Origin of the sequence: Phyllobacterium trifolii (assembly GCF_014192095.1) — a bacterium.
GTDB classification, from domain to species: Bacteria; Pseudomonadota; Alphaproteobacteria; order Rhizobiales; family Rhizobiaceae; genus Phyllobacterium; species Phyllobacterium trifolii.
On sequence record NZ_JACHXN010000001.1, the window covers coordinates 242,206 to 257,808 of the forward strand.

The following is a 15,603-nucleotide window of genomic DNA, read 5'->3' on the forward strand; positions in this document are numbered from 1 at the left end:
TTCCTACGCGGTCAAAGTCTTGGGAGGATGTGACCTGGGCGCGGTTTTCCGCAGCCGCCACGCAAGTGGATTTGGTCAGACGCGATCTTCAAAATGCAGGGTGAAAGCCTTGCATTTTTTTTGTCTGATTTTGTGGAATCAATACGTTACTGTATTTTCTTGAAGTAACATATAACTTGCCTCTTGGGCTTCAGCCTCCAACACTTCATTGTAAATAAAATGGCGGTAGGAACGATGTGAGAGATTACTGGTGCGCGCCGCCTCCAATTTCTTTAGCAAGCTAATTTGATTTTTTTCGTGGCGGGTAATTCTAACTGGCGAAATTCAGTCCAGTTGCGGGAAAAAAACCGGCAGATCGTTTACTCCGTAGCCCAGCACCTCATTCACGACATAGAAGATGGCAAATATGATTGTGGCCACAATCGTCGTCAGCAGGAAAACTCGGCCCATGCGGTGCTTATGCGGTGCGCTCGGCGTTGTTCCCAACGTCACATCATCTTCGTCAGCTTGTGTGCGAAGGCCAATTGGCAGCATTGTAAAAAGAGTGAGCCACCAAAATATGAAATACACCGCCATTGCTGTCGCGATTGGCATTCTTATTCTTGCTCCAGTTCAATCAGCGTTCCGCCAAAATCCTTCGGGTGAAGAAAAATAACGGGCTTGCCGTGCGCGCCGATCTTCGGTTCGCCATCGCCAAGAATGCGCGCACCCTGCTTTTTTAACCGATCGCGCGCCGCGTGGATATCGGGCACTTCGTAGCAGACATGGTGCATACCGCCTGACGGGTTTTTGGCCAGAAATGCGGCAATGGGCGAGTCTGCACCCAAAGGTTCCAGCAATTCGATCTTGGTGTAGCCAACATCGATGAAGACGACGGTGACGCCATGTTCTGGCAAAGCTTGCGGCTGTGTCAGGTTTGCCCCAAGCGTATCGCGATAAATCACGGAGGCTGCCTCCAGGTCAGGCACGGCGATCGCGACATGATTGAGACGTCCGAGCATGGGCGTTTCCTTATGGGCGGGTCACGAAAACCGTAACCACCGGCTTTTTACCCCAGACCTCATTGGCCGCGGCACGAACTGCCCTGCGCACTGCTTCGCGCACCATGGCAATATCCTTGCGTTTTTCGCGCGGAATACTTTGCACCGCACTCACCGCTGCATCGTACAGCAGATCCTCGAGCAGCTCACCTTCGGCGTCATTTTCCGGAAGCCCGATCGGAACGATTTCAGGGTCCTCCATGATGTTGAACTTCTCGTCAAGCAGCATCGAAACCGCAACATGTCCGACATAGGAAAGCTTGCGACGATCAACGATGCCAACCTCTTCCTCGTCGCCAATCAGCTTGCCGTCCTTGTACCACCGGCCAATCGGAGCTTGATCAATGATTTCCGCCCTGCCCGGCGCAAGACGCAGTACGTCACCATTACGCACCTGCGGCACCTCCGGAATTCCCGCCATCGCCGCCAGCGAACCCTGTCCAACGAGATGCGCGGCCTCGCCATGCACAGGTACAAGGATGCGCGGACGCACCCACTCATACATGCGCTTTAATTCATTGCGGCGCGGATGACCGGAGACGTGTACCAACTGATCGCCGTCGGAAATGATGTGGATTCCCTGCTCGATCAGCAGGTTCTTCGTGTCGATAATTGGCTTTTCGTTGCCGGGAATCGGGCGCGAAGAATAGATCACCGTATCGCCCGCCGATAATGCAACGTTGCGCATTTCGTCGCGCGCAAGCTTGGCAAGCGCCGCGCGCGGCTCGCCTTGGCTGCCAGTCAAGATGATCACCATGTTTTCGCGCGGGACGTAGCCGTAATCGTCTTCCGACAGGAATTCGGGAACGCCATCGAGATAGCCGAGTTCGCTGGCCACATCGATCATTCGCTTCATCGATCGGCCAAGAACCAGCGTTTGTCTGCCGGCATCGCGCGCTGCCAAAGCTATGGAGCGAATGCGCCCGACATTCGATGAGAAAGTCGTTATCGCAACGCGGCCACGGGCATTTTCTATGATCTCACGCAAGCTTTCGCCTACCTCGCGCTCGGACGGGGACTCACCATCGCGCAAAGCATTGGTGGAATCGCACATCATCGCGAGCACGCCCTCGTCGCCAAGTGCGCGAAACCGCGCTCCGTTGATGAGCGGTCCGAGCGATGGTTCCGGATCCATCTTCCAGTCGCCGGTATGAACTACCGTACCCAGCGGTGTCTTGATCGCCAGCGAAACGGGCTCGGGGATCGAATGCGTCACGGCAATCGCTTCGAACTCGAATGGCCCCACGTTAAAAGTCTCGCCTGCACGGTAAATGGTCACCGGAATGTTTGGCGCGCCAGGTTCCGACTGGCGCTTGGCAGCAAGCAGACCCGCCGCGAAGGGCGTCGCATAAACGGGAACGTTCAGTAAGGGCCAAAGGTCAAGCAACGCGCCGTAGTGATCCTCATGCGCATGCGTAATGACGATGCCCTTGAGATTGTGGCGTTCCGCTTGCAGGAAACGAATATCCGGCAACACCAGATCAGCGCCTGGAAGGTCGGGGCCGGCAAAGCTCACGCCCATATCGACTACAACCCATTCGCGTTTATGCGCAGGACCATAGCCATACATAGCCAGGTTCATCCCGATCTCGCCGACGCCACCTAGGGGCAGGAAAACAAGTTCTGCTTGATCGGAATTGGTCATTTATACTCCTAAACTAAAATCTACTCAGCGCTTGCCGACGCCACTGCACCAAAATGAACGTCGCCAGCGGCAATCCTTACCCGTTCGCCTTCATTGTCGCGAATGACAAAGCGGCAGTCTTCATCGATAGTCTCGAATATACCACGCAGCACCGCTCCGTCGACTCGGACGGCGACTTCGCTGCCCACGCCTGCCGCCCGTGCAAGCCAGCGCTTGCGAATCTCCGCCAGCCCCCGGCCTTCGCTCCAAATTCTGCTGTTTTCTTCCCATGCATCTGACAACGCCAGAAAAAGTGTTTCTGCATCGCAATTTGCGCCGAGCTTCATCAGCGAAGTAGCTGGATAAGGGACATCGTCAGGGTAGACGACTACATTGACACCAATACCAACAACAATCGCCAACCGATTGTTCGGCAGTTGTGTCGATTCCAAAAGAATGCCCGCAAGCTTTGCGCCGTCGGCCAAAAGATCATTCGGCCATTTCAGTTCAACTCGCAAAACGGATTTGCCGCTCCCGCGATTTCCTGCTCCATCGATTCCTACTTTGAATGCCGCCGCGGGACAAACAGCATCCAAGGCATCGGCAAGGGACAGCCCAGCGACGAAGCCAAGTGTCGCGGCGGTTTTCAGCTCGAAGTTTCCGGTCAGTAGCAGCGAAGCAGCAAGATTTCCATGTGAGGTCGCCCAGGCGCGTCCCCGCCTTCCGCGACCGCTCTCCTGCTGTTTGGAGACGATCCAAAGTTTTCCGGGATCGCCCGCCTGCGCACGTTCCAATGCCACGGCGTTGGTCGAGCCGATCGTATCGAATGCCTCCAGCCGAAAGCCGTCTTGCTCTGCCAGAGGCGAAAGTGAGAATCCCATCGGGCTCCTAGAAAAACGTCTTGGCGGCGGCGTTGGCAAACGTGCTGACCGGGCCGCCCACCAGGACGTAGAATAGCACCAGCATGCCAGATACTCCAAGGACAAGCCGCAACTCGCCCGCCATGGGAACGAAGGCGCCGACTGGTTCGTCGAACCACATGATCTTGATGATACGCAGATAGTAAAACGCACCGACGACCGACGCCACGATACCAATAATAGCCAGCGCATAAAGGTTGGCCTGCATGGCTGCGAGAAAAGTATACCATTTTCCCCAGAACCCAGCCAGCGGGGGAATACCGGCCAACGAGAACATCAGGATCGTAAGGATAGTCGCCATGATCGGATTCGTCCGTGACAGGCCGGCAAGATCGCCGATCGACTCGACATTGCCCTCCTTGCGGCGCATGGCAAGAATGAAGGCGAACGTGCCAAGTGTGGTGACCAGATAGATCAGCATATATATCGCGACGCCCCGCACACCGACGAGTGTACCGGCCGAGAGCCCGACAAGTGCGTAGCCCATGTGGCTGATTGACGAATAGGCCATAAGACGCTTGATATTCCGCTGGCCGATAGCAGCGAATGCACCAAGAACCATAGATGCGATCGCGATAAACACGATGATCTGCTGCCAATCATGGGTGATAGGCTGGAAGGTCTCAACGGCAACACGTGTAAACAGTGCCATGGCGGCCATTTTAGGTGCAGTCGCAAAGAAGGCGGTGACCGGCGTAGGCGCCCCCTCATAAACGTCCGGTGTCCACATGTGGAACGGTACCGCCGAAATCTTGAAGGCAAGACCCGCAAAGATGAATACCAGGCCAAACACAACGCCAAGCTGCCGCTCCGAGCTGCTTAGTGCCTGTGCAATGGCTTCAAAACCGGTGTGGCCTGTAAAGCCGTAAACCAGAGAAATGCCGTATAGCAGCATGCCCGAAGAGAGCGCACCGAGAACGAAATATTTGAGGCCAGCTTCCGTCGAGCGCGCGCTGTCACGGTTGATGGCAGCGACGACATAAAGTGCAAGCGACTGCAGTTCCAGACCAAGGTAGAGCGATAGTGTGTCATTGGCCGAAATCATCAGCAGCATGCCGAGCGTCGCCAGAAGGGCAAGAATCGGGAACTCGAACTTGTCGAACTTCTCCGATTTAGCAAAACCGACCGACATGACGAGCGTCACTATAGATCCGACCAAAGTCAGGACCTTCATGAAGCGAGAGAACGGATCGGTGACGAAAGCACGACCGAAGACGTGACCGTCCTGCGGGAACAGAACGACAAGCGCCAGCGCTACGAGTAAGATGGCTACCGTAAGACTGTTGACAAGCGAATAGGCCCGCTCCCCAGAAAACGCCCCGATCATCAGTAGCGCCAGTGCGCCCACCGTTATCAGGAGTTCAGGAGCCATGAGCGTCAGGTTGGCAATCATATCGGTCTGCATCGGCCTTGGCCTCTTCCTGCTATTTCAACGCCAGTGTGGCCGCTGACGAAAGCGCGTTATTATATTGATTGATCAGAGCGTGTACGGAGCTTGCCGTCGCATCAAAGATGGGCATCGGATATACGCCGTAGAAAATTGTCAGGATCACGAGCGGGTAGATCACTGCCTTTTCACGCGGCGACATATCCAGGAGCGACTTCAGACTTTCCTTGTCCAAGGCCCCGAATATGACGCGCCGATAGAGCCAAAGCGCATAGGCGGCCGAGAAGATGACGCCGCTCGTTGCGAAGAGGGCAACCCAGGTGTTTACGCGGAAAACGCCGAGCAATGTCAAAAACTCACCAATGAATCCTGATGTACCCGGTAGACCAACGTTGGCCATGGTGAAGATCATAAACACGACTGCATATTTCGGCATGTTATTGACAAGGCCGCCATAGGCCGCGATCTCGCGTGTATGGGTTCTGTCGTAGACAATACCGACGCAGAGAAACAGCGCGCTGGATACCAGGCCGTGAGACAGCATCTGGAATATTGCGCCCTGAATGCCCTGCTCGTTGGCTGCGAAGATGCCCATCGTGACATAGCCCATGTGTGCAACGGATGAATAGGCAATCAGCTTCTTTATGTCTTGCTGTGCCAGCGCAACGAGCGATGTGTAGATGATGGCGACCACGGAGAGCGTATAGATCAGTGGTGCAAAATCAGCCGAAGCGTTCGGGAACATGGGAAGGGAGAAACGTATGAAACCGTATCCACCAAGCTTCAACAGGATGCCAGCCAGAATGGCGGACGCCGCCGTCGGCGCTTCAACGTGGGCATCCGGCAACCATGTGTGCACCGGCCACATGGGCATCTTGACCGCAAACGAGGCGAAGAAGGCGAACCATAACCAAGTCTGCAACGACGCCGGGAACTTGTACGCAAGCAAGGTCGGAATATCCGTCGTACCGGCCTGCCAATACATCGCCATGATGGCAAGCAGCATCAGCACGGAGCCGAGCAAGGTATAAAGGAAGAATTTGAAGCTGGCATAGACGCGTCTCTTACCACCCCAGACACCGATAATGATGAACATCGGCACGAGAACGGCTTCGAAAAACACGTAGAACAGCACGATATCGAGCGCACAGAACACGCCAATCATCAGCGTTTCGAGAACCAGAAACGCGATCATATACTCCTTGACGCGTGTCTGGATCGCTTCCCAGCTAGCCAGAATGCATAGCGGCATCAGGAATGTGGTGAGGATGACGAACAGCATTGAAATGCCGTCGACGCCCATATGATAGGAAATTCCGGAGTCGAGCCAAGCAGCCTTCTCGACAAACTGAAAGCCGGCTTGGCCATTGTCGAAATAATACCAGATCGGCAATGAGAGCAGGAACGTAATGATCGTCGTCCACAGGGTCACATTGCGGATGTTGCGGCGCGCAGCATCGCTATCGTCCCGGATCATCAGGACAAGTAAGGCACCGACCAATGGCAGGAAGGTAACAGTCGAGAGAATTGGCCAGTCGGTCATCAGAAATTGCTCCCGAGCATCATCCACGTGACGAGTGCGGCGACCCCGACGAGCATCGCGAACGCATAGTGATAAAGGTAACCGGACTGCAGGCGAACGACCCGGTTGGTGACGTCAACCACGCGGGCGGAAATTCCGTCCGGACCATGCCCGTCGATCAGCCAGCCATCGCCCTGCTTCCAGAGGAACCGGCCAAGTGCCTTTGTCGGACGCACGAACAGGAAGTCGTAGAGCTCGTCAAAATACCACTTGTTGAGCAGGAACTGGTAAAGGCCAGGATGCTGTGCGGCGAGCCGTCTCGGTGTCTCGGGTGAGCGAATATAGAAGTACCAGGCAACGATGAACCCCACCGCCATCGCAAGGAAGGGCGACATCGCCACCAGGAATGGCACGTGATGATGCTCTTCGAGGATTTCGTTTTCCGGCCCCGTGAAGATCGCACCCTTCCAGAATTCGGCATATTCATGGCCGAAGAAATACTCGCGGAATATAACACCGGCGAACAGCGCGCCCGCCGCCAGAATGAACAGCGGAACCAGCATGACATAGGGTGACTCATGCACATGATGCATTACGTCGTGGCTGGCGCGTGGCTTGCCGTGGAAAGTCATGAAAATGAGACGCCATGAATAGAAGCTGGTGAAGATCGCCGCGACGACAAGAAGGATAAAGGCGTAACTGGCCATAGGACTGTGCGACGCGAATGCGGATTCGATAATCATGTCCTTCGAGAAGAACCCAGCCGTACCGATAAGTGTCCCTGGAATACCCAATCCTGTCAGGGCAACAGTCCCGACGATCATCATCCAGTAGGTTTTGGGGATCAACGTGCGAAGACCACCCATATGGCGCATATCTTGCTCATCGGAAACAGCATGAATGACGGAACCTGCACCAAGGAACAGCAGCGCCTTGAAGAAAGCGTGTGTGAACAGGTGGAAGATTCCTGCACCGTAAGCACCGAGACCCAAGGCAACGAACATGTACCCGAGCTGCGAACAGGTCGAGTAAGCGATCACGCGCTTGATATCATTCTGCACAAGGCCAACAGTTGCGGCAAAGAACGCTGTGGTTGCGCCGATGAATGTCACGAAAATCAACGCAGTGTGCGACAATTCGAAGATTGGCGACAGGCGGGCAACCATGAATACGCCGGCCGTAACCATGGTCGCAGCATGGATGAGCGCAGAAACCGGTGTCGGGCCTTCCATGGCGTCCGGCAACCAGGTGTGCAGGAGGAATTGCGCAGACTTACCCATCGCGCCCATAAAGAGCAGCAGGCAGGCAATAGTGATCGCGCCCTGTTTGTCGAGGGTATAGCCAAGGAAGTTCAGAACTGTCTGAGCACTCTCGGCAGCGCCCTCTGCCGGAAGATACTGCGCAGCGGAAGCAAAAAGCGTGTCGAACTGAACCGTATCGAAAAGCACAAACAGCGCGAATATGCCGAGCAGGAAGCCGAAATCGCCGACGCGGTTGACAACGAAGGCTTTGATGGCCGCTGCATTTGCCGAAGGTTTCTTGAACCAAAAGCCGATCAGAAGATAGGAAGCAAGGCCGACACCTTCCCAACCGAAGAACATCTGAACCAGATTATCGCCGGTCACCAGCATCAACATCGCGAAGGTGAAGAGTGAAAGATAGGCGAAGAAGCGCGGCCGATCCGGATCATGGTGCATGTAGCCGATCGAATATGTATGGACCAGCGCCGAGACAGTGTTGACGACAACCAGCATTACCACGGTCAGTGTATCGATGCGCAGAGCCCAGTCGAAGCTTAACGAACCCGACTCGACCCAGGGTGCAACTGGAACTTTGAACGCCTCGCCATGACCAAGTGCCACCGTTGCAAAAGCAATCCAGGACAGAACCGCGCAAACGATCAACAGTCCAGTCGTAACATACTCGCTCGCCTTCGCACCGATCGATGAGCCGAAAAGGCCAGCAATCAAAAAGCCAAGCAGCGGAAGGAAGACAATCGCCAGATACAGCATGCCCCCGTCAACCTTTCATCATGTTGACGTCTTCCACGGCAATCGACCCGCGATTGCGATAGAACACGACGAGAATAGCAAGACCGATCGCTGCTTCTGCAGCGGCAACGGTCAAGACAAACAGTGCAAACACCTGGCCGACCAAATCGCCCAGAGCAGCGGAAAACGCCACGAAGTTGAGGTTAACTGCAAGCAGGATCAATTCGACCGACATCAGAATGATGATGACGTTCTTCCTGTTGAGGAAGATGCCGAAGATCCCAAGCGTAAACAGCAGGGCAGAAACAGTCAGATAATGTGCGATACCGATTTCCATCATGACACCTCTGTCAGGCCCTTGCCTGTTTCAACCTGTTTGACCTCGATGGCCGTTGCCGGCGTACGTGCGACCTGCTCTGAAACATTCTGGCGCTTGATGTTCGGTTTGTGACGAAGTGTCAGCACGATCGCCCCGATCATCGCAACCAGAAGGACGAGACCAGCAATCTGGAAGAAGTAAACGTAGTCTGTATAGAGAATATCGCCGAGCGCCGCCGTATTGGTGCGCGTCGCTACGTCAGGCGTTGGCTGGAATGCCACTGTTCCCAGTTTCGGTGCAAAGACCGATCCGCCCAGAACGATAATCAGTTCAGCAGCAAGGATCAGACCGACGAGTGCGCCGATGGGTGCATATTGCAGCGCGCCGCTTTTCAGTTCAGCGAAATCGACATCAAGCATCATGACAACGAAGAGGAACAGAACCGCGACCGCCCCAACATAAACGACCAAAAGGATCATCGCCAGGAACTCGGCGCCGGTCAAAAGGAACAAACCTGCCGCATTGAAAAATGCGAGGATCAAGAACAGCACGGAGTGCACGGGATTGCGCGCCGCAATCACCATGAACGCACTGGCGACGGTTATGAAGGCGAATAGATAAAAAAACGCCGCCGCGATACCTGTCAGCATGGGTTCCCCCGATTTCCATTCCGGCAGGGCTTTCCTGCCATTTCTAACTTCTTCTTTACGCAATTCCGGACGGGAAACCGGTTCCCACTTTCCGGAATTGCTCTGATGCGATTCACGCGATTTCCGCGCGTTCGCAGCCTCTTAGCCCATGTTCCGGTCCGATAGAAGCTATCGTCCCAAGGACACAAGCGCGCACGCATTTTTACCGGTAAGGCGCGTCCATCGCGATGTTGCGCGCCAGTTCCCGCTCCCAGCGATCGCCGTTAGCGAGCAGCCGGTCCTTATCGTAGTAAAGTTCCTCACGGCTCTCCGTGGCGAACTCGAAGTTCGGTCCCTCGACAATGGCATCTACTGGGCACGCCTCTTGGCAAAAACCGCAATAAATGCACTTCACCATGTCGATGTCATAGCGCACGGTACGGCGGGTACCGTCATTACGGCGCGGGCCTGCTTCGATCGTGATGGCCTGCGCCGGGCAGATCGCTTCGCAGAGCTTGCAGGCGATGCAACGTTCTTCACCGTTGGGATAGCGGCGCAGCGCATGCTCACCGCGAAAACGCGGGCTGAGCGGACCCTTCTCGTATGGATAATTCAAAGTCGCCTTCGGAGCAAAGAACTGCCGCATCGACAGAAAGAACGCCCCGACGAATTCCAGAAGCAGAAGGGATTTGGCAGCTTGTGCCAAGGAACCGGTATTCGAACTCATGGCGTAAGACCCGTGATTTTAAGGAAGGCCGCCGTCGCGATGACCATGAAGAGCGAGATAGGCAAGAACACCTTCCAGCCCAGGCGCATCAATTGGTCATAGCGATAGCGCGGAACGAATGCCTTCACCATGGCAAACATGAAGAAGCAAAAGAACAGCTTAAGGAGGAACCAGACGACCCCCGGCACCCAGTTGAGGAACCACACGTCCACTGGAGGCAACCATCCGCCCAGGAACATGATGGTCATCAGTGCGCACATCAGTGTAATCGCAACGTATTCGCCAAGGAAGAACAACAGGAAGGCAGTAGACGAATATTCGATCATATGACCGGCGACCAGTTCCGATTCCGCTTCAACGAGATCGAAGGGCGGACGGTTGGTTTCTGCCAGTGCCGAGATGAAGAAGATGATGAACATCGGGAACAGACCGAGCCAGTGCCAATCCAGAAATGAGCTTGGCAGCCCGACAATCGTGCCCAGGCCATCCCTTTGTGAATTGACGATGTCTGTCAGGTTCAATGAACCGACGCAAAGCAGAACAGTGACGATGACGAAGCCGATAGAAACTTCGTAAGACACCATCTGCGCTGCAGAGCGCAAGGCGCCGAGAAAAGGATACTTCGAATTCGACGCCCAACCGGCCATGATCACGCCGTAAACTTCGAGCGAAGAAATGGCGAGGACATAAAGAATGCCAACGTTAACATTGGCGACCGCCCAGCCCTCGTTGACGGGGATAACCGCCCACGCTGCCATGGCAAGTACCGACGAAACCAGCGGCGCCAGCAGGAAAATTCCCTTGTTGGCGCCGGATGGAATGATCGGCTCCTTGACGACGAACTTCAGCAGATCGGCGAACGACTGCAGCAAACCGAATGGCCCAACAACGTTTGGGCCCCGACGCAGCTGAACTGCTGCCCAGATCTTGCGATCCGCATAGAGCAGATAAGCGATGATCAGCAGCATTACGACCAGCAACAGAAGTGATTTTCCGAGGATGATCAGCAGCGGCAGGATATAGGTTGCGAAAATTTCTTCCATGTCAGTTTTCTTCTCCGCCTACTCGGCCGCCTGCTTGAAGCCACTCTTGGCAAGCGCGGAACATTCGGCCATGACGGCTGATGCGCGTGCTATCGGATTGGTCAAGTAGAAATCCTTCACCGGCGATACAAAGGCAGTTTTCTCAACGGAACCAGATGCATTTGCCAGCTTCTTGACATCTGCAGGATCACCGGCCTCGATGTGATCGATCATGGCAAGATGCGGATACTCCGCGTAGAGGACAGAACGCAAGGCTGCCAGCGAGTCAAACGGCAATTTCTTGCCGAGCACATCCGACAACGCCCGCACGATCGCCCAATCTTCCTTGGCGTTACCCGGAGCAAACCCAGCACGATTGGTCATCTGCACGCGACCTTCCGTGTTGACGTACGTACCAGACTTCTCGGTATATGCCGCACCGGGCAGGATTACGTCGGCGTTATGTGCGCCCTGATCGCCATGAGTTCCGATATAAACTGTGAAGGCTTTGCTTTTCTTTTCCCAGTTCAGTTCGTCGGCGCCGAGAAGGAACAGCACGTCAAGCGCACCCTTCATCTCCGCGACTGTCTTGCCGTTTGTCCCCGGCACAAACCCGATGTCGAGCGCACCAACCCGGCTAGCAGCCGTATGAATGACACCAAAGCCGTTCCATTCGGCGCTGAGCGCGCCGGTGTCGGCGGCAATCTTGGCCGCAAGACCGAGCACGGACGCGCCGTCTGCACGGGATAGAGCGCCTTGCCCGATGACAACCATTGGGTTCTGGGCTTTCTTCAGTACAGACAGGAACTTCAGAGAACCGTTGGCGAGATCTGCTAAGGTCTCGGCACCGCTTCCAAGGTACTCGTATTTGTAGCGGAGATCAGCTTGCTCTCCTATCACGGCAATTGGCGTTCCAGCGGCCCGCCAATGTTTGCGGATACGAGCATTGAGCAATGAAGCTTCGAAACGAGGATTGGAGCCGATAATCAGGATAGCATCAGCAAGTTCGATGCCATCGATTGCCGGGTTGAATATATAGGACGCGCGCCCATTGGCAGTATTCAACACCGAACCATCCTGCCGTGCATCAATGTTTGGAGATCCAAGCGATTGCATCAGCAGCTTTAGAGCGTACATTTCCTCGACCGTCGCCAGATCACCGGCAACAGCGCCGATCTTGCTACCCTTCGTCTTGGCGACGGCTGTTTTGATTGCCTCAAAGGCTTCCGGCCAACTTGCAGCGACGAGGCGACCGTCCTTCCGGACATAGGGTCGATCAAGACGCTGGGTACGCAAACCGTCCCAGATGAAGCGGGTCTTGTCGGAAATCCATTCCTCATTCACCTGTTCATTGACGCGCGGCAGGATGCGCATCACTTCACGGCCCCGCGTATCGACCCGGATAGCCGAGCCGACCGCATCCATCACATCGATGGACTCGGTCTTGTTCAATTCCCATGGACGCGCCTGGAATGCGTATGGCTTGGAAGTCAGTGCGCCGACCGGGCAAAGGTCGATTACGTTACCCTGTAATTCGGACGTCATTGCATGTTCGAGATATGTGGTGATCTCGGCGTCCTCGCCGCGCCCGATCAGACCAAGCTCGGAAATGCCCGCGACCTCTGTCGTAAAGCGGACGCAGCGCGTGCAATGAATGCAGCGTGTCATGATCGTCTTGACGAGTGGACCGATATACTTGTCCTCAACGGCGCGCTTGTTTTCCTTGTAGCGCGAGGAATCGACGCCAAAGGCCATTGCCTGATCCTGCAGATCGCACTCGCCACCCTGATCGCAGATCGGGCAATCAAGCGGATGATTGATAAGCAGAAACTCCATCACGCCCTCACGGGCCTTCTTGACCATGGGTGTATTGGTGAAAATTTCCGGTGTCTCACCATTGGGACCAGGGCGCAGGTCGCGTACGCCCATCGCGCAGGATGCAGCCGGCTTGGGCGGCCCGCCCTTCACTTCAATCAAGCACATGCGGCAATTGCCAGCGATCGACAAGCGCTCATGAAAACAGAACCGTGGCACCTCTGAACCAGCCGTTTCCGCAGCCTGCAGAAGCGTGTAGTGATCCGGTACCTCGATTTCTTTACCGTCGACTTTGATCTTCGCCATTATTCTTCTCCGGCACGGTTGGCCGATTCATAAGCTGCAAACAGGTCTTTCACAGAAACGCCATTGATCATTCCTGCGAGCAAGGCGCTCTCAATCTTCACATTGCTCATGTTAACATTTCTGAACAACACATTGGAAAGATTGACATCCTCAATCTTTGAATTGCTCAAATTCACCTTTTCAATCACGGCAGCGGACAGATTGACGTTGTGAAAACGGGTATTCGACAAATTCACGTCATCAAATTTGGAATTGGCAACGCTTGCGTCGCGCACATCAAGTACGTCATGTGTCGCATGCATCTCCATCACTCACCTGCTCCGTTCGACATCATTAGACCATTTGCCTGTCCCACCCAGTCGTCACGAGAAATTCGCCCGCCAAGTTTGATCTGATCGTCAACCTTGGCTAAATCATCGACCGTCCATGCCGCTATTTGAGCATAAGTCCGAATACCCATGCCATTCAGGACCTGTTCAAGCTTGGGACCTATGCCGGAAATGCGCTTTAGATCATCTGCTGCGATCTCTGATGCAGTCGCAACGGCATGAGCCAATGGATTGGTTGCGATCGAGGTGTTCATTTTATTTGCAGGCATTTTTCCAATTGAAACGGTCGCCTTTTCCTTAATTGTCCCAGCTTTCTTGCGGATGATCGTCTTCAGCGCATCTATATCAGGCGAAGGTTGCGGCTCGGCTACACGCGATTGGCCGGGTACAGCGGTCAACCTTGTATTCATGTCGAATGCACTTGCCATTGCACCGGCCCAGAAACCCCATATCTGGCTGGCGACACCAAAGCCAAGCGCAGAAGCCGCTGCTGCTGCGCCAAGCTGAGGCGTCAACAAATTCGCCGCTGGCAACACATGCTTTGGCATCAGTGCCGCCCAATCGGCGCTGGAGTTCTTGGTTGTTCCGGTATCTGACATCGTCCTTCACCTATTCCGCAGCGACAAGCACTGGGCTCGCGGCGGCGTTGCGTGAAAATTCATCGATTCGGCGTTCGATCTCCGGACGGAAATTGCGGATGAGACCCTGGATGGGCCATGCAGCAGCATCACCAAGAGCGCAGATCGTGTGACCTTCGATCTGCTTGGTAACGTCAAGCAGCATGTCGATTTCACGTTTCTGAGCGTTGCCCGTAACCATGCGTTCCATCACGCGCCACATCCAGCCAGTCCCTTCACGGCATGGCGTGCACTGGCCACAGCTCTCATGCTTGAAGAAGTAGGACAGGCGCGCAATCGCGCGGACAATATCGGTCGATTTATCCATGACGATGACAGCGGCTGTACCGAACGACGATTTGACGTTGCGCAGTCCGTCGAAATCCATCGGGCAGTCCATGATGTCTGCCGCTGTTACCACGGGGCAGGATGCACCGCCCGGAATAACGGCCAGCAGATTGTCCCAACCGCCGCGAATACCGCCCGCATGCTTCTCAATCAGCTCACGGAACGGAATGCCCATGGCTTCTTCGACGGTGCAGGGGTTGTTGACGTGCCCGGACACCATGAACAGCTTGGTGCCGACATTGTTCGGACGACCAATGCTGGAGAACCATGCCGCGCCGCGGCGCAGGATCGTCGGAGCCACTGCAATGGACTCGACATTGTTTACTGTGGTCGGGCAACCATAAAGACCCATATTGGCCGGGAATGGCGGCTTCAGGCGCGGCTGACCCTTCTTGCCTTCCAGGCTTTCGAGCAGCGCAGTTTCCTCGCCGCAAATATAAGCGCCGGCACCATGATGAACGAAAATATCGTAATCCCAGCCATTCTTGTTGTTCTTACCAATAAGACCCGCATCGTAGCATTCGTCGATAGCGATCTGCAGCGCTTCACGCTCGCGGATATACTCGCCGCGGACGTAAATATAGCAAGTATGGGCAGCCATGGCGAAACCGGCAATCAGGCAGCCTTCGATCAGCGTATGCGGATCGTGCCGCATGATATCGCGGTCTTTGCAGGTGCCTGGCTCGGATTCGTCGGCATTGATGACGAGATAATGCGGACGGCCGTCGCTTTCCTTCGGCATGAATGACCATTTCAGACCGGTCGGAAAGCCGGCGCCACCGCGCCCGCGCAGGCCCGAGGCCTTCATCTCGTTGATGATCCAGTCACGGCCTTTGGCAATAATCCCCGCAGTGCCATCCCAGTGGCCGCGCGACATCACGCCCTTCAACGACTTGTCGTGAATGCCGTAAATATTATTGAAGATGCGGTCCTTATCAGCAAGCATTTCGCACCGGTCCTACTCTCTTCGTCCATTCTTGCGGATGCGAAATCTGCATCCACCAATC

General features: G+C 55.1%; 15 protein-coding genes. All 15 read right to left on the bottom strand.

The window, feature by feature from the left end; translation table 11 throughout:
- Window positions 1-324 precede the first annotated feature (324 nt).
- A complete protein-coding gene (locus FHS21_RS01215) occupies window positions 325-594 on the bottom strand; it encodes a DUF1467 family protein (RefSeq protein ID WP_112530905.1) in 270 nt (89 codons plus the stop codon).
- 2 nt (window positions 595-596) lie between these two features.
- On the bottom strand, window positions 597-1,001 hold the full coding sequence (gene mce / locus FHS21_RS01220) for a methylmalonyl-CoA epimerase (RefSeq protein WP_183660797.1): 405 nt from the start codon (window positions 999-1,001) through the stop codon (window positions 597-599).
- Window positions 1,002-1,011: 10 nt separating this feature from the next.
- Window positions 1,012-2,685 carry a ribonuclease J gene (locus FHS21_RS01225; RefSeq protein ID WP_112530903.1) on the bottom strand — a complete coding sequence of 558 codons (1,674 nt, stop codon included), beginning with the start codon at window positions 2,683-2,685 and terminating at the stop codon, window positions 1,012-1,014.
- A 20-nt stretch (window positions 2,686-2,705) separates the two neighbouring features.
- Window positions 2,706-3,545, bottom strand: a complete 840-nt coding sequence (locus FHS21_RS01230) for a biotin--[acetyl-CoA-carboxylase] ligase (RefSeq protein ID WP_112530902.1) — start codon at window positions 3,543-3,545, stop codon at window positions 2,706-2,708.
- A 7-nt stretch (window positions 3,546-3,552) separates the two neighbouring features.
- Window positions 3,553-4,989, bottom strand: a complete 1,437-nt coding sequence (gene nuoN, locus FHS21_RS01235; protein WP_112530901.1) for an NADH-quinone oxidoreductase subunit NuoN — start codon at window positions 4,987-4,989, stop codon at window positions 3,553-3,555.
- A 19-nt stretch (window positions 4,990-5,008) separates the two neighbouring features.
- Entirely contained in the window at window positions 5,009-6,514 is a 1,506-nt protein-coding gene (locus FHS21_RS01240; RefSeq protein WP_112530900.1) for an NADH-quinone oxidoreductase subunit M, read from the bottom strand.
- Window positions 6,514-8,505, bottom strand: a complete 1,992-nt coding sequence (gene nuoL / locus FHS21_RS01245; protein WP_162701970.1) for an NADH-quinone oxidoreductase subunit L — start codon at window positions 8,503-8,505, stop codon at window positions 6,514-6,516. The genes FHS21_RS01240 and nuoL overlap by 1 nt, the downstream gene beginning before the upstream one ends.
- A 7-nt stretch (window positions 8,506-8,512) precedes the next feature.
- A complete protein-coding gene (gene nuoK / locus FHS21_RS01250) occupies window positions 8,513-8,821 on the bottom strand; it encodes an NADH-quinone oxidoreductase subunit NuoK (protein WP_112530899.1) in 309 nt (102 codons plus the stop codon).
- A complete protein-coding gene (locus FHS21_RS01255) occupies window positions 8,821-9,453 on the bottom strand; it encodes an NADH-quinone oxidoreductase subunit J (protein WP_112530898.1) in 633 nt (210 codons plus the stop codon). Before FHS21_RS01255 ends, nuoK begins: the two co-directional genes overlap by 1 nt.
- Before the next feature lie 202 nt (window positions 9,454-9,655).
- Window positions 9,656-10,159: an NADH-quinone oxidoreductase subunit NuoI gene (gene nuoI / locus FHS21_RS01260; protein ID WP_112530897.1), complete on the bottom strand. Its 504-nt coding sequence runs from the start codon at window positions 10,157-10,159 to the stop codon at window positions 9,656-9,658.
- On the bottom strand, window positions 10,156-11,202 hold the full coding sequence (gene nuoH, locus FHS21_RS01265) for an NADH-quinone oxidoreductase subunit NuoH (RefSeq protein WP_112530896.1): 1,047 nt from the start codon (window positions 11,200-11,202) through the stop codon (window positions 10,156-10,158). Before nuoH ends, nuoI begins: the two co-directional genes overlap by 4 nt.
- Window positions 11,203-11,220: 18 nt before the next feature.
- On the bottom strand, window positions 11,221-13,302 hold the full coding sequence (gene nuoG, locus FHS21_RS01270; protein WP_112530895.1) for an NADH-quinone oxidoreductase subunit NuoG: 2,082 nt from the start codon (window positions 13,300-13,302) through the stop codon (window positions 11,221-11,223).
- Window positions 13,302-13,610, bottom strand: coding sequence for a pentapeptide repeat-containing protein (locus tag FHS21_RS01275; RefSeq protein ID WP_112551335.1), 309 nt, complete (start codon window positions 13,608-13,610; stop codon window positions 13,302-13,304). Before FHS21_RS01275 ends, nuoG begins: the two co-directional genes overlap by 1 nt.
- On the bottom strand, window positions 13,610-14,230 hold the full coding sequence (locus FHS21_RS01280) for a helix-hairpin-helix domain-containing protein (protein ID WP_112530893.1): 621 nt from the start codon (window positions 14,228-14,230) through the stop codon (window positions 13,610-13,612). The genes FHS21_RS01275 and FHS21_RS01280 overlap by 1 nt, the downstream gene beginning before the upstream one ends.
- Before the next feature lie 10 nt (window positions 14,231-14,240).
- Window positions 14,241-15,542, bottom strand: a complete 1,302-nt coding sequence (gene nuoF, locus FHS21_RS01285) for an NADH-quinone oxidoreductase subunit NuoF (RefSeq protein ID WP_112530892.1) — start codon at window positions 15,540-15,542, stop codon at window positions 14,241-14,243.
- Between the last annotated feature and the right edge of the window lie 61 nt (window positions 15,543-15,603).

What these genes read in the sequence shown, in the direction of transcription:
- FHS21_RS01215 (WP_112530905.1), bottom strand. Translation starts at nt 594, where the DNA reads ATGCCAATCGCGACAGCAATGGCGGTGTATTTCATATTTTGGTGGCTC.
- mce (WP_183660797.1), bottom strand. Translation starts at nt 1,001, where the DNA reads ATGCTCGGACGTCTCAATCATGTCGCGATCGCCGTGCCTGACCTGGAG.
- FHS21_RS01225 (WP_112530903.1), bottom strand. Translation starts at nt 2,685, where the DNA reads ATGACCAATTCCGATCAAGCAGAACTTGTTTTCCTGCCCCTAGGTGGC.
- FHS21_RS01230 (WP_112530902.1), bottom strand. Translation starts at nt 3,545, where the DNA reads ATGGGATTCTCACTTTCGCCTCTGGCAGAGCAAGACGGCTTTCGGCTG.
- nuoN (WP_112530901.1), bottom strand. Translation starts at nt 4,989, where the DNA reads ATGCAGACCGATATGATTGCCAACCTGACGCTCATGGCTCCTGAACTC.
- FHS21_RS01240 (WP_112530900.1), bottom strand. Translation starts at nt 6,514, where the DNA reads ATGACCGACTGGCCAATTCTCTCGACTGTTACCTTCCTGCCATTGGTC.
- nuoL (WP_162701970.1), bottom strand. Translation starts at nt 8,505, where the DNA reads ATGCTGTATCTGGCGATTGTCTTCCTTCCGCTGCTTGGCTTTTTGATT.
- nuoK (WP_112530899.1), bottom strand. Translation starts at nt 8,821, where the DNA reads ATGGAAATCGGTATCGCACATTATCTGACTGTTTCTGCCCTGCTGTTT.
- FHS21_RS01255 (WP_112530898.1), bottom strand. Translation starts at nt 9,453, where the DNA reads ATGCTGACAGGTATCGCGGCGGCGTTTTTTTATCTATTCGCCTTCATA.
- nuoI (WP_112530897.1), bottom strand. Translation starts at nt 10,159, where the DNA reads ATGAGTTCGAATACCGGTTCCTTGGCACAAGCTGCCAAATCCCTTCTG.
- nuoH (WP_112530896.1), bottom strand. Translation starts at nt 11,202, where the DNA reads ATGGAAGAAATTTTCGCAACCTATATCCTGCCGCTGCTGATCATCCTC.
- nuoG (WP_112530895.1), bottom strand. Translation starts at nt 13,302, where the DNA reads ATGGCGAAGATCAAAGTCGACGGTAAAGAAATCGAGGTACCGGATCAC.
- FHS21_RS01275 (WP_112551335.1), bottom strand. Translation starts at nt 13,610, where the DNA reads ATGGAGATGCATGCGACACATGACGTACTTGATGTGCGCGACGCAAGC.
- FHS21_RS01280 (WP_112530893.1), bottom strand. Translation starts at nt 14,230, where the DNA reads ATGTCAGATACCGGAACAACCAAGAACTCCAGCGCCGATTGGGCGGCA.
- nuoF (WP_112530892.1), bottom strand. Translation starts at nt 15,542, where the DNA reads ATGCTTGCTGATAAGGACCGCATCTTCAATAATATTTACGGCATTCAC.